The organism is Kineococcus sp. NPDC059986 (genome assembly GCF_040702905.1).
Classification (GTDB): Bacteria; Actinomycetota; Actinomycetes; order Actinomycetales; family Kineococcaceae; genus Kineococcus.
In genome coordinates this window covers 343,825-370,063 of the sequence record NZ_JBFBND010000001.1, presented here as the reverse complement: position 1 = coordinate 370,063, position 26,239 = coordinate 343,825, and the positions used below count along the sequence as shown (strand labels likewise).

General features: G+C 73.8%; 25 protein-coding genes. 12 read left to right on the top strand and 13 right to left on the bottom strand.

The features are described from left to right. Nucleotides 1–73: 73 nt before the first annotated feature. The 3 genes from AB0637_RS01695 (at nt 74) to AB0637_RS01685 (ending at nt 2,623) form a co-directional block, all read left to right on the top strand. A complete protein-coding gene (locus tag AB0637_RS01695) occupies nt 74–880 on the top strand; it encodes a sigma-70 family RNA polymerase sigma factor (RefSeq protein ID WP_366169401.1) in 807 nt (268 codons plus the stop codon). Next, complete coding sequence (gene rsrA / locus AB0637_RS01690; protein ID WP_366169400.1) at nt 877–1,188, top strand: mycothiol system anti-sigma-R factor; 312 nt, start codon at nt 877–879, stop codon at nt 1,186–1,188. The genes AB0637_RS01695 and rsrA overlap by 4 nt, the downstream gene beginning before the upstream one ends. 358 nt (nt 1,189–1,546) lie before the next feature. Then, entirely contained in the window at nt 1,547–2,623 is a 1,077-nt protein-coding gene (locus AB0637_RS01685) for a PilT/PilU family type 4a pilus ATPase (RefSeq protein WP_366169482.1), read from the top strand. Nucleotides 2,624–2,633: 10 nt separating this feature from the next. Here AB0637_RS01685 and AB0637_RS01680 read toward each other — a convergent pair whose 3' ends face one another. Beyond that, nucleotides 2,634–3,356, bottom strand: coding sequence for a maleylpyruvate isomerase family mycothiol-dependent enzyme (locus AB0637_RS01680; RefSeq protein ID WP_366169399.1), 723 nt, complete (start codon nt 3,354–3,356; stop codon nt 2,634–2,636). After that, nucleotides 3,353–3,490: a hypothetical protein gene (locus tag AB0637_RS01675; RefSeq protein WP_366169398.1), complete on the bottom strand. Its 138-nt coding sequence runs from the start codon at nt 3,488–3,490 to the stop codon at nt 3,353–3,355. The genes AB0637_RS01680 and AB0637_RS01675 overlap by 4 nt, the downstream gene beginning before the upstream one ends. 101 nt (nt 3,491–3,591) lie before the next feature. Here AB0637_RS01675 and AB0637_RS01670 point away from each other — a divergent pair, with 101 nt between their 5' ends. Both AB0637_RS01670 and AB0637_RS01665 read left to right on the top strand, forming a co-directional pair. After that, nucleotides 3,592–4,593 carry a helix-turn-helix domain-containing protein gene (locus AB0637_RS01670; protein WP_366169397.1) on the top strand — a complete coding sequence of 334 codons (1,002 nt, stop codon included), beginning with the start codon at nt 3,592–3,594 and terminating at the stop codon, nt 4,591–4,593. Further along, nucleotides 4,590–5,462, top strand: coding sequence for a YihY/virulence factor BrkB family protein (locus AB0637_RS01665; RefSeq protein WP_366169396.1), 873 nt, complete (start codon nt 4,590–4,592; stop codon nt 5,460–5,462). Before AB0637_RS01670 ends, AB0637_RS01665 begins: the two co-directional genes overlap by 4 nt. Here the strand turns inward: AB0637_RS01665 and AB0637_RS01660 are convergent. Beyond that, nucleotides 5,449–7,581, bottom strand: a complete 2,133-nt coding sequence (locus AB0637_RS01660; protein WP_366169395.1) for a methyl-accepting chemotaxis protein — start codon at nt 7,579–7,581, stop codon at nt 5,449–5,451. The two genes, AB0637_RS01665 and AB0637_RS01660, sit on opposite strands and share 14 nt — an antisense overlap. 69 nt (nt 7,582–7,650) lie before the next feature. Further along, nucleotides 7,651–8,169 carry a DinB family protein gene (locus tag AB0637_RS01655; protein WP_366169394.1) on the bottom strand — a complete coding sequence of 173 codons (519 nt, stop codon included), beginning with the start codon at nt 8,167–8,169 and terminating at the stop codon, nt 7,651–7,653. Between the two features lie 66 nt (nt 8,170–8,235). Between AB0637_RS01655 and AB0637_RS01650 the strand changes: the two genes are divergently transcribed. The 5 genes from AB0637_RS01650 to AB0637_RS01630 all read left to right on the top strand — a co-directional run bounded on the left by AB0637_RS01650 (nt 8,236) and on the right by AB0637_RS01630 (nt 11,954). Beyond that, complete coding sequence (locus AB0637_RS01650) at nt 8,236–9,105, top strand: DUF3626 domain-containing protein (RefSeq protein WP_366169393.1); 870 nt, start codon at nt 8,236–8,238, stop codon at nt 9,103–9,105. Between the two features lie 268 nt (nt 9,106–9,373). Next, nucleotides 9,374–10,147, top strand: coding sequence for an MOSC domain-containing protein (locus AB0637_RS01645; RefSeq protein WP_366169392.1), 774 nt, complete (start codon nt 9,374–9,376; stop codon nt 10,145–10,147). After that, nucleotides 10,140–10,433, top strand: coding sequence for a hypothetical protein (locus AB0637_RS01640; RefSeq protein ID WP_366169391.1), 294 nt, complete (start codon nt 10,140–10,142; stop codon nt 10,431–10,433). Before AB0637_RS01645 ends, AB0637_RS01640 begins: the two co-directional genes overlap by 8 nt. Nucleotides 10,434–10,514: 81 nt before the next feature. Beyond that, nucleotides 10,515–11,087 (top strand): iron-sulfur cluster-binding domain-containing protein, encoded by a 573-nt coding sequence (locus tag AB0637_RS01635; protein ID WP_366169390.1) that lies wholly within the window; start codon nt 10,515–10,517, stop codon nt 11,085–11,087. Between the two features lie 57 nt (nt 11,088–11,144). Further along, entirely contained in the window at nt 11,145–11,954 is an 810-nt protein-coding gene (locus tag AB0637_RS01630; protein WP_366169389.1) for an alpha/beta hydrolase, read from the top strand. A gap of 22 nt (nt 11,955–11,976) precedes the next feature. Here AB0637_RS01630 and AB0637_RS01625 read toward each other — a convergent pair whose 3' ends face one another. The 9 genes from AB0637_RS01625 to AB0637_RS01585 all read right to left on the bottom strand — a co-directional run bounded on the left by AB0637_RS01625 (nt 11,977) and on the right by AB0637_RS01585 (nt 23,835). Continuing rightward, nucleotides 11,977–12,765: an amino acid ABC transporter ATP-binding protein gene (locus AB0637_RS01625; protein ID WP_366169388.1), complete on the bottom strand. Its 789-nt coding sequence runs from the start codon at nt 12,763–12,765 to the stop codon at nt 11,977–11,979. Beyond that, nucleotides 12,762–13,739, bottom strand: coding sequence for an amino acid ABC transporter permease (locus AB0637_RS01620; protein WP_366169386.1), 978 nt, complete (start codon nt 13,737–13,739; stop codon nt 12,762–12,764). Before AB0637_RS01620 ends, AB0637_RS01625 begins: the two co-directional genes overlap by 4 nt. Beyond that, a complete protein-coding gene (locus AB0637_RS01615) occupies nt 13,736–14,665 on the bottom strand; it encodes an ABC transporter substrate-binding protein (RefSeq protein WP_366169385.1) in 930 nt (309 codons plus the stop codon). Before AB0637_RS01615 ends, AB0637_RS01620 begins: the two co-directional genes overlap by 4 nt. A gap of 74 nt (nt 14,666–14,739) precedes the next feature. Beyond that, nucleotides 14,740–16,494, bottom strand: a complete 1,755-nt coding sequence (locus AB0637_RS01610; protein WP_366169384.1) for an alkaline phosphatase D family protein — start codon at nt 16,492–16,494, stop codon at nt 14,740–14,742. 58 nt (nt 16,495–16,552) lie between these two features. Then, nucleotides 16,553–17,230: a hypothetical protein gene (locus AB0637_RS01605; protein WP_366169383.1), complete on the bottom strand. Its 678-nt coding sequence runs from the start codon at nt 17,228–17,230 to the stop codon at nt 16,553–16,555. Nucleotides 17,231–17,251: 21 nt separating this feature from the next. After that, a complete protein-coding gene (locus AB0637_RS01600) occupies nt 17,252–17,854 on the bottom strand; it encodes a GDSL-type esterase/lipase family protein (RefSeq protein ID WP_366169382.1) in 603 nt (200 codons plus the stop codon). 155 nt (nt 17,855–18,009) lie between these two features. Continuing rightward, entirely contained in the window at nt 18,010–21,792 is a 3,783-nt protein-coding gene (locus AB0637_RS01595; RefSeq protein WP_366169381.1) for a multifunctional oxoglutarate decarboxylase/oxoglutarate dehydrogenase thiamine pyrophosphate-binding subunit/dihydrolipoyllysine-residue succinyltransferase subunit, read from the bottom strand. A 100-nt stretch (nt 21,793–21,892) separates the two neighbouring features. Continuing rightward, complete coding sequence (locus AB0637_RS01590; protein WP_366169380.1) at nt 21,893–23,065, bottom strand: HAMP domain-containing sensor histidine kinase; 1,173 nt, start codon at nt 23,063–23,065, stop codon at nt 21,893–21,895. Continuing rightward, nucleotides 23,062–23,835: a response regulator transcription factor gene (locus AB0637_RS01585; RefSeq protein ID WP_366169379.1), complete on the bottom strand. Its 774-nt coding sequence runs from the start codon at nt 23,833–23,835 to the stop codon at nt 23,062–23,064. The genes AB0637_RS01590 and AB0637_RS01585 overlap by 4 nt, the downstream gene beginning before the upstream one ends. A 117-nt stretch (nt 23,836–23,952) precedes the next feature. Here AB0637_RS01585 and AB0637_RS01580 point away from each other — a divergent pair, with 117 nt between their 5' ends. Further along, nucleotides 23,953–25,407 carry a GuaB1 family IMP dehydrogenase-related protein gene (locus tag AB0637_RS01580; protein WP_366169377.1) on the top strand — a complete coding sequence of 485 codons (1,455 nt, stop codon included), beginning with the start codon at nt 23,953–23,955 and terminating at the stop codon, nt 25,405–25,407. 4 nt (nt 25,408–25,411) lie between these two features. Beyond that, nucleotides 25,412–26,236, top strand: coding sequence for an alpha/beta fold hydrolase (locus AB0637_RS01575; RefSeq protein ID WP_366169376.1), 825 nt, complete (start codon nt 25,412–25,414; stop codon nt 26,234–26,236). Nucleotides 26,237–26,239: the final 3 nt, after the last annotated feature.

Sequence of the window (26,239 nt, the reverse complement as noted above, 5' to 3'; positions counted from 1 at the left end):
CCGCCGATCCGGACCCGGTCCCGGAACGCGGGCGGCGCGGAATGGTGGCGTGGGTCACGGCGTTGACCACGTCATGCCGTTCGCCCCAGCCCTCGAACCCGCTCGCGAGTCCGCGCGCAGGGTCGACCCCCGCAGCCCCTCGCGGGGCGCGGTGGGCCCACCCGGCCGGCGTCCCGGTGCGCGGGGACCGCGCGGGGGCGGTGTCCAGGTGCAGGGCCTAGGCTCGAGCGCGATGACCGAACAGACCGCACGGGTCTCCGCCGAGGACCCGGCCCAGCAGCTGGCCCAGGAAACGGCCGACGAGCGCGCCGCCCGCTTCGAGCGCGACGCCCTGCCCTTCCTCGACCAGCTGTACTCCGCGGCGCTGCGCATGACGCGCAACCCCGCGGACGCCGAGGACCTCGTGCAGGACGCCTTCGCGAAGGCCTACGGCGCGTTCCACCAGTTCACGCCCGGCACCAACCTCAAGGCGTGGCTGTACCGGATCCTGACGAACACGTACATCAACACGTACCGCAAGAAGCAGCGCGAACCGCAGCAGTCGCACTCGGACGAGATCGAGGACTGGCAGCTCGCACGCGCGGAGTCGCACTCCTCCCGCGGGTTGCGCTCGGCCGAGACCGAGGCGCTGGACCACCTGCCGGACTCCGACGTCAAGCGGGCGCTGCAGCAGGTGCCGGAGGACTTCCGGCTCGCGGTGTACCTCGCCGACGTCGAGGGCTTCGCGTACAAGGAGATCGCCGAGATCATGGGCACCCCCATCGGGACGGTGATGTCCCGGTTGCACCGCGGTCGCCGGCAGTTGCGCGAACTCCTGCGCGACTACGCCGTGGACCGCGGCGTGTCGGGCGCCGTGCCCACGCAGGAGGGAGCGTCGTGACCACCCCCGAGAGCAGCCACCGGTCGAGCACCGCGCACGCCGCGCAGCTCGCCCACTGCAGCGAGGTCCTGGACCGCGCCTTCGAGTACCTCGACGGCGAGATGCCGGACTTGGACTGCGAGAAGCTGCGCACCCACCTGGAGGAGTGCGCGAGCTGCCTGGCGCAGTTGGCCGAGGACGAGAAGCTCAAGCAGGTCATCCGCGACGGGTGCCCCTGCGAGGAGGCGCCGCAGACGTTGCGCGCCCGCATCCTCGTCTCCCTCACCGAGGTCAGCACCACGACGGTGACCACGACGACGCTGCGCTGAGCCCAGCACCCCGCACGCGCACGAGCACCACGCACGAGGGCCCCGGATCCGTTGGATCCGGGGCCCTCGTCGTCTCGTGCGCGTGCTCAGGCGTTGGGGCGCTTGCCGTGGTTCGCGGCGTTGCCCTTGCGCGAGCGGCGCTTGCGGCCTCGCTTGCTCATGGCGGTCCTCCTCGTCGTGCGCTCGTGGTCCGGACGCGCGGGCGCTCCGGCTGGTGCAGTCCTGCTCCGCCGACCATCGTCCCACGGGGTGAGGGGTGCTCAAGGTCGGGGCGGCCCGTCCCGATGCCGCAACGGTGACGATCACGCAGGGGACCGACGAGTCGCAGAGCGCCGGGCGCCGGGCCGCGTCGGCCGACATCCTCATCACCCCCTACCTGCGGGCCCTCGTGGACCTGCGCGGGTCCGACCTGCACTGCAAGGCGGGGTCCCCGCCGCGCATCCGGATCGACGGCCGGCTCCGCTCCCTGCAGGCGCCGCCGCTGACCCCGGACGTCACCGAGCGGATGCTCGAGCAGATCCTGCGCGCCGACCTCATCGAGGAGTTCGCCCGCACCAACGAGGCCGACTTCGCCTACAGCCTCCCGCACGGCGCCGGCCGCTTCCGCGTCAACGCGTTCCGCCAGCGCGGGTCCGTCGGCCTCGTCCTGCGCCGCGTCGCCGCGCAGGCCGTCCCGCTGGCCGGGCTCGGCGTCCCGCCCGTCATCGAGCAGCTCGCCCTGGAGCACCGGGGGCTGCTGCTCGTCACCGGTCCGACCGGCTCGGGCAAGACGACGACGCTCGCCGGGATGATCGACCACATCAACAAGGTCCGCGAGTGCCACGTCGTGACCATCGAGGACCCCATCGAGGTCCTGCACACGGACAACCTGTCGATGATCAGCCAGCGCGAGGTGCGGCTGGACACCGCCGACTTCACGACGGCCCTGCGCGCGGCCATGCGTCAGGACCCCGACGTCATCCTCGTCGGTGAGATGCGCGACCAGGAGACCGTGAAGGCGGCCCTGTCGGCCGCCGAGACGGGGCACTTCGTCATGTCGACGCTGCACACCATCGACGCGGCCGAGACGATCTTGCGCATCATCGACTTCTTCCCCCCGCACGAGCAGAAGCAGGTCCGGCTGGCGCTCGCGGGCTCGCTGCGCGGCATCGTCTGCCAGCGGCTGGTCCCGCGCGCCGACGGCGCCGGTCGCTGCGTCGTCATGGAGATCTGCATCAACACCGGCCGCATCGCCGACGCGATCAGCGACCCGGACAAGACGAGCCACATCACCGACCTCATCAAGGAGGGCCAGTACTACGCGATGCAGACGTTCGACCAGCACCTCGTCACGCTGGTCCGCGACGGCGTCGTGACCCTGGAGGACGCCCAGGGGGCGGCGTCCAGCCCGCACGACCTCGCCGTGGAGCTGCGGCGCCTGGGCATCCTGGCCTGACCCCACCCGGTCAGGGGGTGAGCGCCGTCGTCAGCAGCCGCTCGGCGCGGTCGCGGTCTCCCGTCACGACCAGCGTCGCCTCGGCCGTCGTCGCGCGCCGCCACAGCAGCCGCAGCAGGTCCGCGTCCGGCCCGGTGACCGTCGCCACGACGGGTCCGGCCCCCAGCCGCCAGCGGTGCGACCCGACGAGCGCCACCGCCACGTCGGGCGCCGTCGTCCGGCCCAGCCGCACCTGCCGCGGCAGCAGGGTGTCGAGCACCTCCGCGACGGCGTCGGCGACGCGGTCGGCCGGGGCCGCGCGCGGCAGCCCGCCGGCGTCGGCGAGGTCCCACGTGTGCACGAGCGTCTCGTGCGCCTGCCGGCGGTACCAGTCCCCGGCCGTCCCGGGGCCGGCCAGCGTCGTGCACGGGCGGGTCGGGTCCTCGTCGAGCGCGGTGAGCAGCTCCGCCGCCGCGACCGCGTAGGCGGCGACCGGGTCGTCCGCGGGCCGGGGGTCCTCGTCGTGCGGGACGGGACCGCCGGGCGCGGTCCGGCTCAGGGCGGCCGCCCACCGGTGCACGCCCGTGAGGTGGGTGACGACGTCGCGCGCCGTCCAGCCCGGGCAGCCGGGGACGGCAGCGAGGCCCGGCACCGTCAGGGCGAGCGCGTGGAACGCCGTCTGCTGCGCGGCCAGCGCGGCCCGGTGCCCCGCGGTCTCCGGGGTCGTCACGGGCGGGGTCACGGGCGGGGTCACGGGCGGGGACGGGGGACGGGGCCGTCCTGCGACCACTCGCGCGAGACGCGGGTGTCGGCGCCGACGAACGGCGCCGCGAGGGCGAGCACGAGGAGCACGAGGAGCACCGCGAGTGCGGTGAGGTCACTGGACACGTCGTCCAGCGTCGTCGGGCGCGGACCGCCGGACGAGTGGCAGCTCTGCCGACGTTCGCTCACATCCTGCCAAGGTCGCGGATCGCTGGCAGGATGCCGTCATGGCGAGCGGTGACCTGCGGGACGTGGCGGTGGTCGTCGACGACGGGTTCTCGGCCTTCGAGTTCTCCGTGGCCTGCGAGGTGTTCGGCATCGACCGCACCGAGGAGGGCGTCCCGTCGTTCCGGTTCGCGGTCTGCACCCGGCAGGACGGCCCGGTCGCCTCGCGGCAGGGTTTCAGCCTCACGGCCGACCACCGGCTCGACCGCCTCGACGAGGCCGACCTCGTCATCGTCACCCCCGTCAAGACGGGGTTCGGCCCGCCCGAGCCCGAACTCGTCGACCGGTTGCACGCGGCGCTCGACCGCGGGGCGACGGTCGCCAGCTTCTGCAGCGGGTCCTTCACCCTCGCCCACGCCGGGTTGCTCGACGGCCGGCGCGCGACCACCCACTACCTCTACGCCGCCGAACTCGCCCGGCGGTTCCCCCTCGTCGAGGTCGTCCCCGACGTGCTCTACGTCGAGGACGGACCGGTGGCCTCCAGCGCCGGCACCTCGGCCGGCATCGACCTGTCGCTGCACCTGGTCCGCAAGCACCACGGCACGGCCGTCGCGACGGCCATCGCCCGCCGCATGGTCGTCCCGCCCCACCGCGACGGCGGGCAGGCGCAGTACGTCGAGGCCCCCGTGCGCCCCTGCGCGGACGAGTCCCTGGCGGCGGCCCTGGACTGGGCCGCAGGCCACCTGCACACCGAGATCGACGTGGCCGCGTGGGCGCGGGCGGCGTCGATGTCCCCGCGGACCTTCGCCCGCCGGTTCCGCGCCGAGACGGGGGTGACCCCGCACCGGTGGTTGCTGGAACGCCGGGTGGCGGCGGCCCGGCTGCTGCTGGAGGAGGGGGACCAGAGCGTCGACGACGTGGCCCGCCGCTGCGGGTTCGGCTCCGCGGCCATGCTGCGCCAGCACTTCCTGCGGCTCGTGGGGACGACCCCCACGGCTTACCGCCGCGCCTACCGCGGGGCGCGGTCACCGGCTGCGGTGCGGCTCCTGCCGGCCGGCGCATGAGGTTCCTGCGCCGCCTGTTCGCCGACGTCCACACCCGTCTGCAGGGCCACGACCTGTTCCTGGTCTCGGCGGGGGTGACGTTCTACGCCGCGATCGCTCTCGTGCCCTCGCTCGTCGTCGTGGTCCGGTTGCTGGCCGCGGTCATCGGGCCCGACCAGGTGCTGCGGCTCGCCGACGCCGTGGGCCGGGCCCTGCCCTCGGCCCAGGGGGCGGGCGTGGTCGTGCGCGACCTCGCCCGCACGGCCGTCGACGTCGGCTGGCTCGCGGTCGTCGTGGCGCTCGTTCCCGCCACCGTGTACGGGGAGGGGTTGCGACGGGGTTTCGCGCGCGTCAGCGTCCGGCACCCCGAACGTCCGCCCGTCGCCGTGCGCGGACGCATCGGGTCGTGGGCGGTGCGGGCCCGCGCGGTGCCGCTGCTGCTGCTCGCTCCCGTGGGTTTCCTCGCGGTCCTGGAGGTGGCGCCGTTCCTGGTGCGGCTCTTCGGGTCCGGTGCGTTCGGTAGTTCCGCGCTCGCGGTGTACGTCGCGCTGAACGTCGACTGGCTCGTCGTCTCGCCCGTCCTCGTCTACGTCTACAAGGTGCTCGGTCCTGTCAAGACGGGGTGGTGGGCCGCCCTGTGGGGCGGGTACGCCACGGGCGCGTTCGTCTCGGGTTTCCTGCAGGGTTTCGTGCTGTTCCTCGCGATCCCCGTCGACCTCGGCGCACCCTTCGGCGGGTACACCCAGGTCGGGGCGGCGGTCGCGGTCTGCCTGTGGCTGTGGGTGTTCACGGCGCTGACCGTGTACGGCTACGCGGTGACGCTGGAACTCCAGCGCCACCGCGACCGCCGTTCGGACCGGCTGCGGGGCAGCGAGGTCAGCGCAGCGTGAACTGACGCACCTGGTCGTCGAGGGAACCGGCGACAGCGGCGAGTTCGGCGACCGAACCCCGGACCGCGTGGACCTCGTCGGTGGTGCTCTGCACCGCCCCCGCGGTCCCGGCCAGCGCCGAGGCGATGCCCGAGGAGCGGTCCGCCGCCGTGTGCAGGGTTCCGCTGACGGACGTCGTCGTGGCGAGCTGCTCGGCCACGGCCGCCGCGATCGTCGACTGCAGCTCGTCGATGTGCGCGATGGTCTCGGTGATGCGGGCGATGTCGGAGCGGACCGCGGCCGCCTCGGACTGCACCGCCGTCAGGGTCGGGGCGATCTCCTCGGTGGCCTGCGCGGTCTGGCGGGCCAGTTCCTTGACCTCCTCGGCGACGACGGCGAAACCGGCCCCGGCCTCACCGGCCCGGGCGGCCTCGATCGTGGCGTTGAGGGCCAGCAGGTTCGTCTGCGCCGCGATGGCGGTGATGGTCCGCAGGACGTCGGCGATCTGCTGGGAACTGTCGCCGAGGCGTTCGACGGTCCCGGTCGCGGCGTGCGCGAGCTGGACGGCGTCGGCGGCGACGACGGTGACGTTGCTGGCGGTCGCCGAGACCTCGTCGGCCGCCGCGCGCAGCTGCTCGACGGCGGCGGACACCTCGTGGACCCCGTCGGAGACGGTGGTGGCGTCCCCGGTCACCTGGGTGATCTCGGTGGCCGTGGTCTGCGCGGCCCCCGCGAGGCGGTCGCCGGCGCCGTCGAGGGACCCGGCGGCCTGGGTCACGCGGGCCGCGCCGGCGCTCATGGCGGTGAGCGCGTCCCGCACGGCGTGGGTGGCCTCGTCGAGGGCCCGGCCCATGGTGCCGAGCTCGTCGTCGCCGTGCCGTTCGCCCTCGGCCAGCGTGCCGGCGGACAGGTCGCGGGCGGCGACCCGGCGCAGGACGTCGGTGAGCCGGCCGATGCGGCGCACGAGGGTGCGGGCCAGCAGGCCGATGACGACCGCCATGGCCACGGCGATGCCGATCCCCAGCAGCGCCGTGTTCCGCACGAGGGCGGCCCCACCCGCGTCGACGCGGTCGGTGACGGCGGAGGTGTCCGCGTCGGGCAGCCAGCTCGTGACCACCCAGTTGTAGGCCGGGTAGCGGGAGACGCCGACGGTGTAGCTGCCGGAGGCTAACCGCACGTGGACGGTCGTCGTGCCGTCGGCCTCCAGCCCCTTGGCGGCCGCGAGGAGGTCCTTGACGTACGGCGTGCCGTCGGCGTCGGTGGTGTCGAGCATCGGCTGCCCGTCCTGGCCGCCCTCGGGGGCCACGACCGCGGTGCCGGCGCTCGCGGCGGCGTCGGAGAACACCGCGTAGAACCCCTTGCTGCCGAGGGTGGAGGAGGCCAGGGCCTGGCGCAGCGGGTCGGTGACGTCGGCCTGGGGGAGCCCGACGAAGACCGCGCCGACGACCTCGTCGCCGACCGTGAGGGGTTCGTAGACGGTGACGTAGGGCTTGTCGACGACGGTGGCGGTGCCGTGGAAGGTCTTCCCGGCCAGCAGCGAGGCGACGACGGCGTTCTTGGCACCGTCCGCGCCGGTGGCGGGGATGTAGGTGCCGATGGCGCGGGAGCCGCTCGTGCCCACGACGGTGGTGGCCACGCGCAGCATGTCGCCCGCGTCGTTCATCTTCTGGAACACCGTGACGGCGGCACCGGTGAGGCGTGCGGACTCGTCGATGGCCGGGACCGCGGCGGCGGGGTCGGCCTGCTGGCCGAGCCAGGTGCCGCCGAACTCCAGCCGCGGCAGGGTGACGGTGGACTTGTCCTTGGTCGTCTGGTTCGTCGCGGTCCACGTGGCGGTCTGCGCCGGGTCGACGGCGGCCGGCCCGAACTGGTCGAGGCGGTCGGACGTGACGCGCAGGTCGGAGTCCAGCCAGCTCTGCACGGCCGCGGCCTGCGCCGCGACCGTCGACTGCACCTGCGCGCCGGTGTCGGCGAGGGACCGCTCCGACATCGCGCGCACGTCACCGGAGGTGTCGCGGGACAGCGCGTGCACCTGGAGGGCGGACAGCCCGCTCATGAGACCCGCCGTCACGACGACGGCGCCCACACCGGGCAGCAGGAGCTGGGAGCGCAGCGAGCGGGGACGCAGGGAGAACACCACGGGCTCTCGATCGGCTCGATCCCGCGGAACCCGAGTGGAACGTCCCAGGATTTCGGGCCACGGCCCTGATCAGTGGACCGCGGTGCCGTCCTCCCGGTGGTCCCCGGTCCGACCGTCGACGAGCTCGCGCAGGACGTCCACGTGGCCGGCGTGGCGAGCCGTCTCCTCGACCATGTGCAGCAGGACCCACCGCAGCGTCACCGTCGCCCCGTGCCAGGCCGTCCCGCGTTCGGTGACCTTCAGCTCGCGGACGACCTCGTCGGCCGCGGCGCGGGCGCGCTCGTAGTACGCCAGGACGCCCTCGGTCGTCTCCCAGGGGTGGATCCGCCAGTCGGCCTGCGGGTCCTCCTCGAAGGCCGCGGCGGGGATCTCGTCGCTCGGCCGCCCGAAGGTCGTGCAGAACCACCCGTACTCCACGTTGGCCAGGTGCTTGACGGTCCCGAGCAGCGTCGCCTCCGAACCGACGACCCGCCGTCGCAGCTGTTCGTCGTCGAGGCCCTCCAGCTTCCAGAGCACGGCTTCGCGGTGGCGCTGGAGGCTGGCCGCGAGGCTCGGCTTCTCTCCCGCCGTGTACGGAACGAGCGTCATGCCGACGAATCTACGGGGGCTCCCCCCGCGTCGGCCAGACCTGCGGGTGTCGGCCATCCTGGGGCCGTGAGCGGCGCCGGCGACCTCGCGGCGCGGGCCGTGGCGCACGTGGGGGCCCGTGCGCGGGGCGGTCCGCTGCCCGCGGACGTCCGGGTGACGGTGCACTTCCACCCCGACCGGCGGGTGCGGGGGCGCGCGGACGCGACGACGTTGCGAGCCGTCGTCGACGACGGGGTGTACCTCTCGCAGTTCGCGACGGGGACCGGCAACGGCGGCCTCACCGCGCACCGCGGGGGCGACCGGTGGACCTGGGAGAGCCGGTTGTTCGGCGGCGCCTACGACGACGCCCCCGCCCGGTCCCGTCCCGTGTACGGCGCGCTGGACCACCGGCACCGGCCGGCCGGCGGGGCCGTGCGGTTCGGTTCGGCCCACCTGCGGTTGGCCGCGGACGTGCTGTCCCGCAGCACGTTCTGCCACCCCGACTCCGCCGCCCACCCCGTGCACTTCGGGACCGCCGACCGCTGCGACCTCCTCGCCAGGGCCGACGCGGCACCGCCGCCGGACCCGCTCGACGACTACGTCGAGGCCCACGTGCACGGCCCCGTCCTCCTCGCCCGCGACGTCGAGGCCCTCGTGCTCGACCCCTCGTTCCGCGACGGTCCGGTCGGATCCGCCGCCGGGGACTTCACCCGGGGAACCGGCGTCCCCGTCGAGTGGCACGCCGGGTTCCGGTTGCCGCGCAGCGCCTTCAGCCGCCCCGAGGTCGTCGACTACCGCGGTCCCGACGTCGCCGCCGCGGGTGCGGAACTCGCCCGGCGTTCCGGGTCGGTCCTGGATCCCGCGCTGATCGGTGCCGCGGCCCGGGCGGGGGAGTTCGACGAGCAGACGCTGAAACGCGTGTGGCACTGCCTCGCTCGGTTCGGGTTCCAGGGCTGAGCTCGTCGGTCGGGGACACCCGCGCGGACACCCGTCGGTGCACCCACGGGCGCGGGTGTGGGTGCGCCCGTGGGTGTCCCGCGGCGGTGGGGCCGGGCGTGGGAACGGCGCGGCGGTCGTGGGGCCGACGTGCGGGCCGTCCCCACACCCGGTCCGACGTGGGGCCGGGTGCGGGACCGGGTGTGGGACCGGGTGTGGGTGCACCCGTGGGTGTGCGGCGGCGGCGCGGGCCCGGGGACGGGGGCATCCCGGCCCGTAGGCTGCCCCCGTGACCGCGCACGTCGAGGGCCTGTTCGTGTACCCCGTCAAGGGGATGAGCGCCCAACCGCTGGAACGCGTCACCCTCACCGCCGGGCGCGGGGTCCCGCACGACCGCACGATCGCGCTGGCCCGCCCGGGGGGCGCCTACGTCCCGGGGATGCGGCACGGCATCTCCAAGCGCGAGTTCTTCGTCCTCGTCGCCGAGGAACGGCTCGCCGTCCTCACGACGCACCTGGACCCCGCGACGGGGGAGTACACCGTCGACGTCCGGGGCCACCGGGTGCTCACCGTCGACCTGGGCACCGACGCCGGGGTCGCGGAGCTGAAGGCGTTCTACGCCCGCGTCCTCGACCTGCCCCCGGGGTCCGAACCCGTCGTGGCGCGTGACCCCGGTCGTCGCTACACCGACACGGCGCACGACTCCGACGAGGCCATGGAACTCGTCTCGGTGCTCAACCTCGCCTCCGTCCGGGACTTCGCGCAGCGCACCGGCAGCCCCGTCGACCCCGGCCGGTTCCGTGCGAACGTCCACCTCGACGGGCTCGAGGCGTGGAGCGAGCTCGACCTCGTGGGGCGGGAGTTCTCCCTCGGACCGGTCCGCGTCCGCGGCGCCTTCCCGACGGTCCGGTGCGCGGCGACGGAGGTCGACCCCGCCACCGGGCGGCGCGACCTGCCTGTCCCGCAACTGCTCTCACGCACCTACGGCCACGACGTCATGGGGTTCTACGTCCAGGTCGTCGGCGACGGTGACCTCGCGGTGGGGGAGGCCCTCCATGTCTGACGTCCGGACCGACGCGCTGCGCCTCGTCGTCGCCGAGAAGACCGACCTGACGCCCGCGGTCGCGCGCTTCGTCCTGCGCCACCCCGACGGGGCCGCGCTGCCGGCCTACCGCGGCGGGGCGCACGTCACGCTCACGACACCGACGGGGGAACGGCGCAGCTACAGCCTCGTCGAACCCGGCGGCCGCACCCCGCGCGAGTACGTCGTCTGCGTGCGCCGCGAGGCCGGCGGCCGGGGCGGGTCCGTGAGCCTGCACGACGACGTCCGCGCCGGGGACGTCCTCTAGGTCACCTGGCCCGCGAACTCCTTCCCGCTCAAGCGCGCGAAGCGGTACCTGTTCATCGCCGGCGGCATCGGCATCACCCCGGTGCGCGCCCTCGTCGCCGAGGCGCGGGCCCGCGGCGGCGCCGACGTCCAGCTCGTCTACCTGACCCGCAGCCGTGGGGACACCGTCTTCCTCGAGGAGTTCGACGGGGAGGGGACCCTCCTGCACCACAGCGCCGAGCACGGCCGCCTCGACCTGTGGCCGTTCCTCGAGCACCCCGACGACGACACCCGCGTCTACTGCTGCGGCCCCACCGCGCTCGTGGACGAGGTGCTCGCGCTCACGGCGCACTGGCGTCCCAGCCGGGTCCACGTCGAGGACTTCGCGGGCGTCGACCCGCTCGGCGGCCGGCGCACGCCCTTCACCGTCGTCTGGGCCCCCACGGGTGCCCGGGTCGAGGTCCCCGCCGACCGGACGATGCTCGACGCCCTCGGCGCGGCCGGGATCGCCGTGGACTCCTCGTGCCGGTCCGGCACGTGCGGCACGTGCCGGCTCCGGCTCCTGGACGGCGCGGCGGACCACCGCGACCTCGTCCTGGACGCCGATCAGCGGGCCGGCTCCGTCATGCCGTGCGTCTCCCGAGCCCTCGACGGCGAGCTGTCGGTCGGCCCGTGACAGGGAGGACGCCGGGACCCCTGGTCAGCGCCCCCCGCCGGTGAGACGCTGCGGACCGTGGACACAGTCACCACCGACCGCATCGGCGGGCTCGCCGTGCGGCGCAGCGGGACCGGCGAGCCCGTGCTGGCCCTCCACGGTTCCGGCGGGGGCCTGCACTCCCTGGCGCCCCTGGCCGCGCACCTGGACGGTTTCGAGGTGTGGCGGTTCGCCCGCCGCGGGTACCCGCCCAGCCCGAACGGCTACGGCCGCAAGAGCTTCGAGGCCGAGGTGCAGGACGTCCGGACGCTCCTGGAGACGGTGCGCGCCGTCACCGAGTCCGACGTCCACCTCCTCGGCGTGAGCTACGGGGCGACCCTGGCCCTGCACACGGCGCTCGCCGAACCGGCCGGCGTCCGCTCGCTCGCCCTCGTCGAGCCACCCGTCCTGCTCGCCGGCCCGCACCTGGAGGACGTCCTCGTCCGCTACCGCGCGCTCGTCGCGGCCCACGACCACCGCGCCGCCGCGGAGCTCCTCGCGCGCGAGGTGTCCCGCGTCCCCGAACCCCTCCTCGCGGCCCTGTCCACGCTGGGCGACCCCGACCCGCTGCACGCGGCCGGGCTCGCCGAGGGCTGGGCGCACGACGTCGAGGCGCTGGCCACCGACGTCGCGGACGTGACGCGGTGGTCGGCCCTGCGACCGGCGCTGCCCGTCCTGCTGGCCGAGGGCGCGGACACGTGGGAACCGCTGGCGTCGGGGATGGACGCGCTGGCCGCAGCCCTCCCGCACGCCCGTCGGGTCGTGTGGGAGGGCCAGTCGCACCTGGCCGCGAGCGCGGCCCCCGGCGTCGTCGCCGCGAGCCTGCGGGAGTTCTTCGCCCGCGCCTGAGACGAGCCGTCCGAAGACGGCCCTACTGCGGCGTCTCGTCCTGCTCGTGGAGCATCCGGGCCAGGAAGGTCCGGGTGCGCTCCTCGCGCGGGTTCCCGATGACGTCCGCCGGGGTGCCCCGTTCGACGACGACCCCGCCGTCCATGAAGACGACCTGGTCGGCCACGTCCCGCGCGAACGCCACCTCGTGCGTCACGACGACCATCGTCGTGCCGTCGGCCGCGAGTTCGCGCATGACGGCCAGCACCTCGCCCACGAGTTCGGGGTCCAGCGCCGACGTCGGCTCGTCGAACAGCATGAGCTTGGGCTGCATCGCGAGCGCCCGGGCGATGGCGACGCGCTGCTGCTGCCCGCCGGACAACTGGGCGGGGTAGTTCTGCGACCGGTCGGCCAGCCCCACCCGTTCCAGCAGTTCGTGCGCCCGCCGGTGCGCCTCGGCCTTGGAGACCCCGCGCACCCGGATCGGCGCCTCGACGACGTTCTCCAGGGCGCTCATGTGCGGGAACAGGTTGAACCGCTGGAACACCATGCCGATGTCCCGGCGCTGGCGCGCGATCTCGGCGTCGTTCAGCCGGTGCAGTCGGCCGCCGCGCTCGGCCAGCCCGACGAGGTCGCCGTCGACCCAGATCCGGCCCGCGTCGATGCGTTCCAGGGAGTTGATGCAGCGCAGGAACGTCGTCTTGCCCGAGCCCGACGGACCGAGCAGGCAGACGACCTCCCCGGCGTGGACGTCGAGGTCGATGCCCTTGAGGACCTCCACCGAGCCGAAGCTCTTCTGGACGTTCCGCGCCTTCACCAGGGGCTGGTTCACTTCGCACCCCCCGGGCCGAGGGAGACCCCGGCGGCCACGGGACGCCGCGCGGGCGTCCCGCCGTAGCCGCGGCTGAAGCGCTTCTCCAGGAAGTACTGCCCGACCATGAGGATCGAGGTGACGATGAGGTAGTAGAGGACGGCGGCCATGTTCCCGGCCATCACCTGGTAGGTCGTGTTCTTGATCTGGCTCACCCGGAAGAACAGTTCGGTCTGGACGGGGATCGCCGCGAGGAGCGACGTGTCCTTGAGCATGGCGATGACCTCGTTGCCCGTGGGCGGCACGATGACGCGCATCGCCTGCGGCAGGACGATGCGGCGCATCGCCAACCGCTTGGACATGCCGAGCGCCTCGGCCGCCTCGTGCTGGCCCTGGTCGACGCTCAGCAGGCCGGCGCGGGCGATCTCGGCCATGTAGGCCGCCTCGGACATGCCCAGGCCCAGGACCCCGCCGAACACACCGCCGAACAGCGCGTACAGCGTGGTCTGCGAGATCGTCAGCAGCCGCAGGTCCGGGGTCCCGAACCACTGCTGCAGCAGGAAGTCGAACGGCACCCCGACCGACAGGCCCGTCGCGAACAACGCGCCGAGCCCGCCGGTGATGGACAGCAGGACGTACCGGGGGACGGCCCGGAAGAACCAGGTGAACGTCCACGCCGTGCCGGCCAGCACCCGGTTGTCGGACAGGCGCAGGACGGCCAGCAGCACGCCGCCGACGACGCCGATCACCATGGCGCACACGGTCGTGAAGAGCGTCCCGATGAGCAGGCCGCGGATGACGATCGTCTGGTTCATCACCTCGAGGGTGAAGGGCCAGTCGAACGCCGAGTTCGTCACGAGCAGGTGCGCGAGCATCAGCGCGAACACCGCGATGACCGCGAGCGCCACCCACCGCCAGGGGTGGCGCACCTCGACGGCGTCGATGCGCCCGGGTCGTTCCTCCTCCCGGGCGCCCGAGGCGTCCGGGGTCGTCACGAGACGGCGGGGTTGACCGGGAACTCGGTCACGGCCCCGTTGTCCCCGCCCCACGGGGTCAGCGCGGCCTTGTACGCGCCGTCCTTCGCGATCTCACCGAGCGCGGTCGAGATGGCCTGCGCGGCCTGGGTCTCGGCCTTCGGCACGACGATGCCGTAGGGCGCCGCGTCGTAGACGTCCCCGGCGAGCTGGAGCTTGTCCCCGGTCTGCTTCACCGCGTAGGCGGCGATGGGGGAGTCGGCGAGCATGGCCTGCGCACGACCCTGGACGACGGCGGCGGTGGCGTCCTCCTGGGAGTCGAAGGACAGGACCTTGATCTCCGGCTTGCCCTCGGACGTGCACTTCTGCTGGCGCACGGGCAGGTCGTCGTCCGACTGCGTGGTGCCGGTCTGGACCGAGACGGTCTTGCCGCAGGCGGTGTCGGGGTCGATGCCGTCGGGGTTGCCCTTGGCGACGACCCACTGGGTGCCGGCGTTGTAGTACTGGACCATGTTGACGGCCTCGAGCCGCTTGGCGTTGATCGTGAACGAGGAGATCGCCGCGTCGTAGCGGTTGCTCGTGACGCCGGTGATGAGCGAGTCGAAGCTGGCGTTGGAGTACTCGACCTTCACGCCGAGCTTGGCGCCCACGGCGTTCATGATGTCGATGTCCATGCCCTTGATGGTCGTCCCCTCGAGGAACTCGTTGGGGGCGTACTCGGCGTTGGTGCCGACGCGCAGGACACCGCTGTCCTGGACCGTCTTGGGAAGCATCGCCTTCAGCGACGCGTCGGCGCTGCCGGTGGCGGCCGCCGACGTGGTCGAGGAGGAGGAGCCGGACCCCCCGGACAGGGAGTCGGAGCCGCAGCCGGCGGCGGTGAGACCGACCGCGGCGAGGGCACCGACGGTGACCAGCAGGGATCGGCGGGCGGTGGGACGAGCGGGCACGGGTACCTCCGGTGACGGGTGTCGAGCGAGCACAGTGTGGACCAGGTGGGCCCCGGAATGTGCAGGCCGCCCGGTCAAACCCCCGTTCGTAACGCAGTCGTCACACTCGGACCCGACGCGCCACGCAGGGTCGACGGGGCGGACGTGGTGGTGGCGCGGGTCAGGGTGCGGGTCAGGGTGCGGCGCAACCGGGGCACCCCCTGGCACCGCCCGGCGTGCTCGACCTCCACCCCGGCGGTCCCGTCGGCCCCGAGCACGACGGTCATGACGCCGTTGTCGAACCACGGACCGTGCTCGACCTCCCACGCGACGTCCGCCTCCCGCACACCCGCGAGCAGGGCCAGTCCCCGCACCAGTGCCCGCACGGGCCCGCGGTCCAGGACGCGGTTCGCGATCTGCATGCCGCGTTCGAGGGGGTTGCGGAAGGGCGACATGACGAGCTGGTGGACGGCCGTGCGGTGAGGGTCCACCCCGGGGACGTCGACGCGCGCGGTGTAGCTGCAGTGCACGTCGCCGGACAGCACGAGCACGCTCGAGGGGGGTTCCGGTGCGCGCCCGACCTGGCCGAGCAGCGTCACGAAGTCGACGAACGAGGGGTGGAACGCCGCCCAGTGCTCCAGGTCGGCGGCCTGGCGCAGCCGCTCGCCCCACGCGGCGGCGCGGGCGCCGAAGCGACCGTCCGCGACCGCCGCGTCGAACGTCTCGGCGTGGTGGATGCCGTGCAGCAGGAAGGCCGGCAGCGTCGTGGCGAGCAGCAGGTGCCGGGCCCCGGGGGCCAGGGCGCGCTCGCGGATCCACTCCCACTCGGCGGCGTCGGTCATGCGCCGCTCGCCCGGGCTGAGGCGGCGCGAGCAGCGGGAGTCGATTGCCACGAGCCGAGTCGAGCCCAGTTCCCGGGTGAAGCTCCACCGCGCCGTTGTGGGGTCCGCGTCGGCGGTGCGGGCGAACTCGTCGATGACCTCGTCGCGTTCGGCGTCGTCCTCGACGTCGCGCAGGACGGCCAGCAGCCGGTCCTGCGCGAGTTCGGCGGGGGAGAGGTTGCCGAGGTGCTGGTAGATCCAGTAGCTGCTGAACGCGCCCGTCACCCGGTCGCGCCACCACGGCCGTCGGGAGACCTCCGCGCGCCAGACGTCGGAGGTGTTCCAGTCGTCGCGCAGGTCGTGGTCGTCCAGGAGCATGCACGTCGGCACGGTGGACAGCAGCCAGCGCACCGGGTCCGGTCCCCACGTCTCGCGGTAGAGCCAGGTGTACTCCTCGAAGTCCCCGATCTCCTCGCGGACCTCGGGGTCACCGTCGGCGCGACCGGCGTGCCGCTCCCGCAGCCGGTCGACGATGCCGGGGTTGGGGTCGTCGGCGTAGACCTGGTCGCCGGCGAAGAGCAGCAGGTCCGGGTGCGGGGCGAGGGCGTCGTCGCGCAGCCGGTGCGCCAGGGCCGACAGGGCGTCGACGCCGACGAGCCGGGTCGACTCCTCGCCGTCGTCGCCCGCACGGCGGCAGGACCCGAACGCGAGCCGCACCTCGGCCCCCGCCACCGGGGTGCGGATCCGGCTCTCCGGCCACGCCCACGTGCCGGCCGCCGGCGGCCAGACCGCCGTCTCGCCGTGGCGGACCGAGTACGGCAGGGACTCACCGGTCGGCAGGTCCTCGACGACGACGAGCGCGAAGTGGTGCCCGTGCAGGGTCAGGGTCGGGCTCGCCGCCGTGCGCACCGCGCCGTCGGGCAGGTGCACGTCGACGTGGACGGGGCCGGGTTCGTCGACCTCCACCCAGACGGTGGCGCTGGTGGCGTCGACGTGACGCAGGACGGGGCCGAGCAGGGCGACGGGCACCGGGACATCCTGGCCCGTGCGCTGCGCCCGCGCCCACCGTCACCGGGGACGCGGGAGCTCAGCCTGCGGCGGGGCCGGGGCCGACGAGGAACTCGCCCGCGCCCACGGGCCCGGCGTCACCGGCACCCGCGACGACCAGCGCCGCGCGTTCCCACGGCCGCTCGGCGGCCTGGAACGGCACCTCCTCGCGGTCCCACTCGTCCCAGAAGGCCTCCGTCTGGGCCGGGTCGCCGTTCACCCCCGACGCCGTGTCCCGCGCGATGCCCCGCACGCGTGCCCGGTCGACGTCGGACTGCACCCACACGACGGCGTCGAGGAGCTCGCCCACCTCCCGACGGCCCGCCCCCACGCCCTCGACGACGAGCAGCTGCGTCCGGGCGGGCACCTCGACGGCGCCGTCGCGACCGTTCGGCCGCCAGCCCGGCGGGACGTAGGAGACCGCGCCACCGGCGCGGAACGGTCGCAGGACGCCGTCCGCCAGCAGGTGGCCCCAGTCGAAGAACGAGTGGTACCAGGCGATGTCGTCGGTGTGGACGACCGCGGCGGGGACCCCGCGCCGTTCCGCCTCGGCGTGCAGGGCGGCCGTGAGGGTCGTCTTGCCGGCGGCGCTGCGGCCGTCGACGGCGACCACCACCCGGCCCGTGCCGTCCACCCCGGCCAGGAGCACGTCCAGGACCTCACCGGCCGTGGCGCGACGCCACGGTCCGGCGGCGGGTTCCCCGGCGTGCAGCTTCACGGGGTGGTCACGGCTGGCGGGTCACGGCTGGGGGACGCCCAGCCAGTCGTACCAGCCGCTGTGCAGCACCAGCCACGCCAGCAGCCCGTACCCGGCCTGGCCGGGGTGGGTGCCGTCGGAGGCGGCGAGGTCGGCGTACCAGTCCTCGTGCTCCAGCAGCGGGGAGAACGTGTCGACGTAGGCGATCCGGCGGCGGGCGCACACGTCCGCGAACGCGTCGGCGAGGTCGCCGATGCGGTCGTTGCGGTCGGCGTCGGAGACCGGCGTCGGCCCGACGACGAGCGTCGGCAGCCCGCGCGCCTCGCACTCGTCGAGCACGTTGGCCAGGTTGAGGCGGCTGCGCGCCAGCGTGGTGCCCGCGTCGAGGTCGGCGTGGCCCAGACCCACGACGAGGCGGTGCTCGTCGCCGCCGACGAAGCGGCGGGACGTCTCCTCGCGCCAGCGGTTGTTCAACTCGGTCGTCGTCTCGCCCGGCACGCCGAGCGGGAAGAACGTCACGTCGCGGTCCTCGCGCGGGGTGCGGGCCGAGACCCGGCCCACCCAGCCCAGCGCGCGGGGGTCGCCGACCCCCGTGACGAACTCGTCGCCGACGAGGCACACCCGCACGTCGTAGCGGCCGTTCACTGCTGGTCCTCGCTCACGCGGGTCGTGCTCCTCGTCGTCGGAAGGTCGTCAGAAGGTCGTCGGGATCGGGGCGAGGATAGTCGCTCGCACGCAGGGACCCCGCCACCCTCTCGGGTGACGGGGCCCTGGTCGACCGGCAGGTGACCGGCGGACGGTCAGCGCCGGAAGGCGTCCTCGACGATCGCGCGCTGCTCGGCCTGGTGGCGCTTGGCCGACCCCGCGGCGGGGGAGGCCGACGCCGGGCGCGAGACGAGGCGCAGCTTGGCGGCCAGCGACGGGAACAGGCCCATCGCGACGTGCCACCAGCCGCCCTGGTTGGCCGGTTCCTCCTGCACCCACACCGGTTCGGCGCTCGGGAACTGCGACAGCACGGCCAGCACCTGCTGCACCGGCAGCGGCGCGAGCTGCTCGAGCCGCACGATCGCCGTCGTGGTGTCCCCGCGGGCGCTGCGCTCGGCGACGAGGTCCCAGTAGACCTTCCCCGAGCACATCAGGACGCGGTCGACCTTCGCCGGGTCCAGCCCGCCCTGGTCGCCGACGACCTCCTGGAACGTCCCCGTCGTGAAGTCCTCCACGGACGACGTGGCGGCCTTCAGGCGCAGCATCGACTTCGGGGTGAAGACGATGAGCGGTCGGCGCGGACGGGCGTAGGCCTGGCGGCGCAGCAGGTGGAAGTAGCTCGCCGGCGTCGAGGGGACGGCCACCGTCATGTTGTCCTCGGCGCACAGCTGCAGGAACCGCTCGATGCGGCCCGAGGAGTGGTCCGGACCCTGGCCCTCGTAGCCGTGCGGCAGCAGCAGCACGACGGAGGAGCGCTGGCCCCACTTCTGCTCACCGGCGGCGATGAACTCGTCGATGACGGTCTGCGCCCCGTTGAAGAAGTCGCCGAACTGCGCCTCCCACAGGACGAGCGCGTCGGGACGTTCGACCGAGTAGCCGTACTCGAAACCCATCGCCGCGTACTCCGACAGCAGGGAGTCGTAGATCCAGAACTTGCCCTGCTCGGCGCCCTCGCGGCCCAGGTAGAGCAGCGGCGTCCACTCCTGGCCGGTCACCCGGTCGGTGAGGACGGCGTGCCGGGACACGAACGTGCCGCGCCGGGAGTCCTGGCCGGACAGCCGGATCGGCGTGCCCTCCATGAGCAGCGAGCCGAACGCGAGGAGCTCGCCCCAGCCCCAGTCGATGCCGCCCTCGGTGGACATCTGCGCGCGCTTGTCGAGCAGCTGCCGCAGCTTGGGGTGGACGGTGAAACCCTCCGGCGGGTTCGCCTGCACGTCGCCGATGTGCTTGAGCACCGCGGCGTCGACGGCGGTCTCGCGCGCCTGGGCGGGGGTCTGCTCGTCGGCCTCCTGCGCGGACGGCTTCTCGAGCCCACCGCGGCTGTCGCCGTCGCCGGAGCCGCCGGCTTTGGACCCCTTCGTCTCGGCGAACGCGCGCTCGAGCTGGGCCGAGTAGTCGCGCAGCGCCTCCTCGGCCTCCTCCACGGAGATGTCCCCGCGGCCGATGAGGCCCTCGGTGTAGCTCTTGCGCACCGAGCGCTTCTTCTCGATGAGGTTGTACATCAGCGGCTGCGTCATCGAGGGGTCGTCACCCTCGTTGTGACCGCGGCGGCGGTAGCACACCATGTCGATGACGACGTCCTTGTCGAACTCCTGGCGGAACTCGAACGCCAGCTGCGCCACCCGGACGCACGCCTCGGGGTCGTCGCCGTTCACGTGGAAGATCGGCGCCTGGATCATGCGGCCGACGTCGGTGCAGTACACCGACGAGCGCGAGGACGCCGGGGCAGTGGTGAACCCGACCTGGTTGTTGATGACGACGTGGACGGTGCCGCCCGTGCGGTACCCGCGCAGCTGCGACAGGTTCAGCGTCTCGGCGACGACACCCTGGCCCGCGAACGCCGCGTCCCCGTGGATGAGGACCGGCAGGACCGGGAACGACGCGCCGGCGAGGTTGATGCGGTCCTGCTTGGCCCGCGCGACGCCCTCGAGCACCGGGTCGACGGCCTCGAGGTGGGAGGGGTTCGCGGCGACGTAGACCTTCGTCTGCTCGCCGTCCTCACCCGTGAACGTGCCCTCGGTGCCGAGGTGGTACTTCACGTCACCCGAACCCTGGACGGTGCGCGGGTCCTGCATGCCCTCGAACTCGCGGAACACCTGCGAGTAGCTCTTGCCGGCGATGTTCGTCAGCACGTTGAGGCGGCCGCGGTGGGCCATGCCGAGGCAGACCTCGTCCATGCCGTTCGTCGCGGCGCGCGACAGCAGCGCGTCGAGGAGCGCGATGACCGACTCCCCGCCCTCGAGGGAGAACCGCTTCTGCCCCACGTACTTCGTCTGCAGGAACGTCTCGAACGCCTCGGCGGCGTTGAGGCGGCGCAGGATGCGCAGCTGCTCGGCCGCGGTCGGCTTGGCGTACGGGCGCTCCACCCGGTCCTGGATCCACTTGCGCTGGTCCGGTTCCTGGATGTGCATGTACTCGATGCCGACGGTTCGGCAGTAGGAGTCGCGCAGGACGCCGAGGACGTCGCGCAGCTTCATGTGCGCCTTGCCGCCGAAACCCCCGGTCGGGAACTCGCGGTCGAGGTCCCACAGCGTCAGGCCGTGGGTCTCGATCTCGAGGTCGGGGTGCATCCGCTGCTTGTACTCCAGCGGGTCGGTGTCGGCCATCAGGTGGCCCCGCACGCGGAAGGCGTGGATCAGCTCGACGAGGCGGGCCGTCTTGTTGATCTGGTCGTCGTGGCTGATCGAGATGTCCGGCGTCCAGCGGATGGGCTGGTACGGGATGTGCAGCGCCTGGAAGACGCGGTCGTAGAACCCGTCCTCGCCGAGGAGCTTGGAGTGCACGATGCGCAGGAACTCACCGGACCCCGCGCCCTGGATGATGCGGTGGTCGTACGTCGAGGTCAGCGTGATGACCTTGCTGACGGCCAGGCGCGTCAGGGTCTCCTCGCTCGCCCCCTGGTACTCCGCGGGGTACTCCATCGCACCGACGCCGATGATGGCGCCCTGACCCTTGACCAGGCGCGGCACCGAGTGGACGGTCCCGATCGTGCCGGGGTTGGTGAGGGAGATGGTGGTCCCGGCGAAGTCCTCGGTCGTCAGCTTGCCGCCGCGGGCGCGGCGCACGACGTCCTCGTAGGCGGCCCAGAACTCCGAGAAGTCCTTGGTCTCGCACTCCTTGACCGCGGGCACCATGAGCTGGCGCGACCCGTCGGGCTTGGGGAGGTCGATCGCGATGCCGAGGTTGACGTGCGCGGGCTGCAGGACGGCCGGCTTGCCCTTGGCGTCGGTCGTGTAGGCCGCGTTCATCGACGGCATCGCGGCCAGCGCCTCGACGAGGGCGAAGCCGATGAGGTGGGTGAAGGAGACCTTGCCGCCGCGGGCGCGCTTGAGGTGGTTGTTGATGACGATGCGGTTGTCCACCAGCAACTTCGCGGGGACGGCGCGCACGCTCGTCGCGGTGGGGACCTCGAGGGAGTCCTCCATGTTCGTCACGACCCGGGCGGCGGGGCCGCGCAGCGGGGAGACGGTGTCCTGCGCGGGGGTCGCGGGCTGGGCGGCGGGCTTCGCGGGGGCCGCGGGGGCCTTGGCGGGCGCGGCCGCGGTGGTCGTTGCCGGCGTCACGGGCTTCGCCGCCGGCGCGGGGGGCGCGGCCGGGGCCGGCGCCTTCGCGGGCGGCGGAGGAGGCGGCGTGGTCGAGGTGGTCGAGGTGGTGCTGCCGGACCCGTTGGTCACGCCGTTCGTCTCGTTCGCGCCCGCGGACTTCGTCGTGCCCGCCGGGTTCTCGGCGGGGGAGTAGTCCTCGAAGAAGTCCCACCACGCCTTGTCGACGGAGTTCTTGTCGGCCTTGTACTGCTCGAACAGCTCGTCCACGAGCCACTCGTTGGGACCGAAGGTGGCAGCGATCTTGTCCTCGTTGTGCGAGGGCTGTGATGGCACGGCGGTGTCGCCTTCTTCCTGGATGACCGAACGGCTGTTCGTGATCGACTGCGGGCGCCCCGCCACCCTATCCCGGTGTGGTATGCGCCCGCCCGCCCCCCTACGGTCGGACCGCCGCCGACGCTGCGGTCTTCGTCACACCAGGTGCGTCGTCCGTGACCCTTGGCAAGTGCACGTCGATGCGGCAGCCGCCCTCCGGGGGCGTCGGCGCCACGCGGATCGTGCCCCCGTGCAGCTGCACGGCCCACCGGGCGATCGCCAGGCCGAGGCCCGTGCCGCCGTCGGTCCGGGCGCTGCCGCGCTGGAAGCGCTCGAACACCCGCTCGCGGTCGGCGTCGGCGATGCCCGGTCCCTGGTCCTGCACCGTGATCCGCACGACCTGACCGACGGCCACGGCGGACACGAAGACCTTCCCGCCGGGCGGGGAGTGCCGCGAGGCGTTGTCCAGCAGGTTCGCCACGACCTGGTGCAGGCGCGCGGAGTCGACGAAGACGTCGAGGTCCGGCGGGTCGACGTCCATGACGAACTCGACGTCGCGGCCCGTCATCCCCATGGCCCGCGTCGCCTGCGACAGGAAGGGCTCCAGCGCCAGGTACTCCCGGTCCAGCTCGACGGCGCCCGCGTCCAGCCGCGACAGGTCCAGCAGCTGCTCGACGAGCCGGCCGAGCCGCTCGGTCTGCGCCAGCGCCGTGTTGAGCGTGTCCTGGTCGGGTTCGGTCACCCCGTCGACGAGGTTCTCCATCACCGCGTGCAGCGCCGACACCGGCGTCCGCAGCTCGTGGCTCACGTTGGCGACCAGCTCGCGGCGCTCGCGGTCGACGGCCTCGAGGTCCTCGGCCATCCGGTTGAACGCGTCCGCCAGCTCGCCGACCTCGTCGTTGGACGTCGAGCGCACGCGCCGGGAGTAGTCGCCCGTCGCCATCGCCCGCGCCGCCGCCGTCATCTCCCGCAGTGGCGACGTCATGCCGCGCGCGAGGAGCTGGGTGAACACGAGCGTCACGACGATGGAGGCGGGGAGCGTGTAGCGCGGGCCGATGTGGATCTCGGCCAGCCGCAGACCCGCCCAGACCAGCAGGGAGGCCAGCGTCACCGAGGCGGCGACGAGCAGGCCGAGCTTGGTCTTGATCGAGTGCACCGGGTCCAGCGGCCGCACGTCGGGCCACGGCCGGCGGGTGGCGGTCTTCGCGGCGCGGACCCGGGCGTCGTGGGCCGCCCCGCTGATCGGGATGGGGCCGGTCAGCCCCGTGCCCGCGGGATCCGGTGTGCTCGTCACGGGGCCTCCTGACCGCCGGAGGGCTCGAAGGCGTAGCCGACGCCGTGCACGGTGCGCACGAGGTCGGCGCCCAGCTTGCGGCGCAACGCCTTCACGTGGCTGTCGACCGTGCGGGTGCCGGAGGCGTCGACCCAGTCCCAGACCTCCTCCAGCAGCTTCTCGCGCGTCAGGACCGTGCGCGGGGACTCGGCGAGGCAGACGAGCAGGTCGAACTCCGTCGGGGTCAGGTGCACCTCGGCACCGGCCCGCCGCACGCGCCGCTGGGCGCGGTCGATCTCGAGCTCGCCGTCGGAGACCGCGAAGCGCATGGCCTCCGTCGACGGCTGCGGGGCTCCGACGAGGGCGCGGGCCCGCTCGACCCGCCGGACGAGGCCGTTGACGCGGGCCACGAGCTCGCGCATCGAGAACGGCTTGGTCATGTAGTCGTCGGCGCCGACGCCGAGCCCGACGAGCTTGTCGGTCTCGTCGTCGCGCGCGGTGAGCATGAGGACCGGCACCGGTCGGGACGCCTGCACGCGCCGGCAGACCTCCAGGCCGTCGAACCCGGGGAGCATGACGTCCAGCACGACGACGTCCGGCGAGACGCGCTCGCACAGCTCGACCCCCGACGGGCCGTCGCCGGCGGTCTCCACCGTGTAGCCCTCGGCCCGCAGCCGGCGGGCGACGGCGTCGGCGATGGTGGGTTCGTCCTCGACGACGACGGCCGTGCGCGGCGGCTGGCCGTTCTGGTGCCCGCCACCCTGGGGCGCCGACGTGGTTCCGATGCTCATGCCCGTCAGCGTAGGACGGTCCGGGCCCGGCGAACCCGGACGGGAGCCGGACGGCGGCTGTGTGTGCACGAGCCCTGCACAGGCTCTCCTGATCGTGGGGCCGCCTACCCTGGGGCCGTGCACTTCCTCGACGGCCAGCAGCCCCGCCACGACCTCACCTACAACGACGTCTTCCTGGCGCCGTCGCGCTCGGCGGTGACCTCCCGGCTGGACGTCGACCTCTCCACCGGTGACGGCACGGGCACCACCGTGCCGGTCGTCGTCGCCAACATGACGGCGGTCTCGGGCCGGCGGATGGCCGAGACGGTCGCCCGGCGCGGGGGCATGGCCGTCCTGCCGCAGGACCTGCCGCTCGACGTCGTCGCCGAGGTCGTGGCGTGGGTCAAGGAGCGCCACCCCGTCTTCGAGACGCCCGTCGTCCTGCGCGAGCACGACACCGTCGCCGACGCCCTCGCCCTCATCCCCAAGCGCTCGCACGGCGCGGCCGTCGTGCTCGACGAGCAGCGGCACGTGCTGGGCGTCGTCACGCCCGCCGACTGCGCGGACGTCGACCGGTTCACGCAGGTCGGCACCGTCATGAGCCGCGAGCCGGTGACCGTGGACGCCTCCGTCGAGGACGACCTGGAGGCCGCGTTCGGCGTCCTGCACGCCACCCGTCGCCGGTTCGCCCCCGTCGTGCGCGACGAGGGCGACGGGCCGGTCCTCGTCGGTGCGCTGACCCGGACGGGCGCGCTGCGCTCGACCGTGTACTCCCCGGCGCTCGACGCCCGTGGCCGGTTGCGCGTCGCCGCCGCCGTGGGCATCAACGGCGACGTCGCCGCGACCGCGAAGGCGTTGCTGGACACGGAGATCGACACCATCGTCGTCGACACCGCGCACGGGCACCAGGAGAAGATGCTCGAGGCGTTGCGCGCCGTGCGGAGTCTGGACCCGACCGTGCCCGTCGTCGCGGGCAACGTCGTGACGGCCCAGGGCGTGCGCGACCTCGTCGAGGCCGGCGCGGACATCGTCAAGGTCGGCGTGGGCCCGGGCGCGATGTGCACCACCCGGATGATGACCGGCGTCGGACGGCCGCAGTTCTCCGCGGTCCTGGAGTGCGCGGCGGCGGCGCGCGAGCTCGGCGCGCACGTGTGGGCCGACGGCGGCGTCCGCCACCCGCGCGACGTCGCCCTCGCCCTCGCGGCCGGGGCCAGCCAGGTGATGGTCGGGTCCTGGTTCGCCGGGACGCACGAGAGCCCCGGCGACCTCGCCGTCGACGCGGGCGGGCGGGAGTACAAGGAGAGCTTCGGGATGGCCTCGGCGCGCGCGGTCGCCGCCCGCACCCGCGCCGACTCCCCGTTCCAGCGGGCCCGCAAGGGCCTCTTCGAGGAGGGCATCTCCTCCTCGCGCATGCACCTGGACCCGGCCCGCCCCGGGGTGGAGGACCTCCTGGACCAGATCACCTCCGGCGTCCGGTCCTCCTTCACCTACGTCGGCGCCCGCTCGGTGCCCGAGTTCGCCGACCGCGCCGTCGTCGGCCTGCAGTCCTCGGCCGGCTACGACGAGGGCCGCCCGCTCCCCGCCGGCTGGTGAGGCGGTGATCCTCGAGGGCGTGCGGCGCGCGGACGGGGAACCCGTCGACGTCACCACGTCCGGTGCCGGGCCGGGGCTCGTCCTCGTGCACGGCACCCGGCCCGCGGCCGACTACGGCAAGCTCGCCGACCGGCTCGCGGGCCGCTTCACCGTCCACCGCTACGACCGCGAGCAGTCCGGCCGGGACGGGGCCCGGTACGCCGTCGCCGACGACGTCGCCCTCCTCGGCGCCGTCCTCACGCGCACGGGGGCCCGGCTCGTCCTCGGCCACGGGCTCGGGGGACTCGTGGCCCTCCTGGCCACGGCCGGGTTGCTGGACCGGTGCATCGACCGCGTCGCCGTGTACGACGCGGTCCTGCCCATCGACGGCTCCGTCCCGGAGGAGGCGCTCGAGCAGGCCGCCCGCGCGCTCGCGACCGGGTCGCCGGACCTGGCCCTGGCCCACCTCGACCGGCACCTGCGCACGTCGTCGTTGCAGGCCGTCGCCCGCAGCGAGCGCGTCCAGCGCCTCCTCGGCGGGGTGCTCGCGCGCACCGAGTGGGGCCGGTCGACGGCGGCGCGGCTGCCGCAGGTGCTCGCCGAGACGCGGGCCGGTCTGCAGTTCGACGGTCCGGCCGACGTCTACGCCGACCTCCCGGCCCGGGCCCTGCTGCTGACGGGGGAGCGGTCGCCCGCGTTCTTCGGCGAGGCCGCGCACGCCATGGCCGCGGCGGTGCCGGCCGCGACCGCGCTCGTCGCCGGTGGCTGTGGCCACGACTCCCTCCTGCGGGCGGCGCGCCGCTGCGTCACCCCGCTCGAGACGTTCCTCGCGGGGGACACGCTCTTCTGATCC

Bases quoted from the DNA above. Each gene is read 5' to 3' on its own strand.
- AB0637_RS01670 (WP_366169397.1), top strand. From the start codon at position 3,592: ATGGCGAGCGGTGACCTGCGGGACGTGGCGGTGGTCGTCGACGACGGG.
- AB0637_RS01655 (WP_366169394.1), bottom strand. From the start codon at position 8,169: ATGACGCTCGTTCCGTACACGGCGGGAGAGAAGCCGAGCCTCGCGGCC.
- AB0637_RS01585 (WP_366169379.1), bottom strand. From the start codon at position 23,835: ATGAGCATCGGAACCACGTCGGCGCCCCAGGGTGGCGGGCACCAGAAC.
- AB0637_RS01640 (WP_366169391.1), top strand. From the start codon at position 10,140: ATGTCTGACGTCCGGACCGACGCGCTGCGCCTCGTCGTCGCCGAGAAG.
- AB0637_RS01695 (WP_366169401.1), top strand. From the start codon at position 74: ATGCCGTTCGCCCCAGCCCTCGAACCCGCTCGCGAGTCCGCGCGCAGG.
- AB0637_RS01665 (WP_366169396.1), top strand. From the start codon at position 4,590: ATGAGGTTCCTGCGCCGCCTGTTCGCCGACGTCCACACCCGTCTGCAG.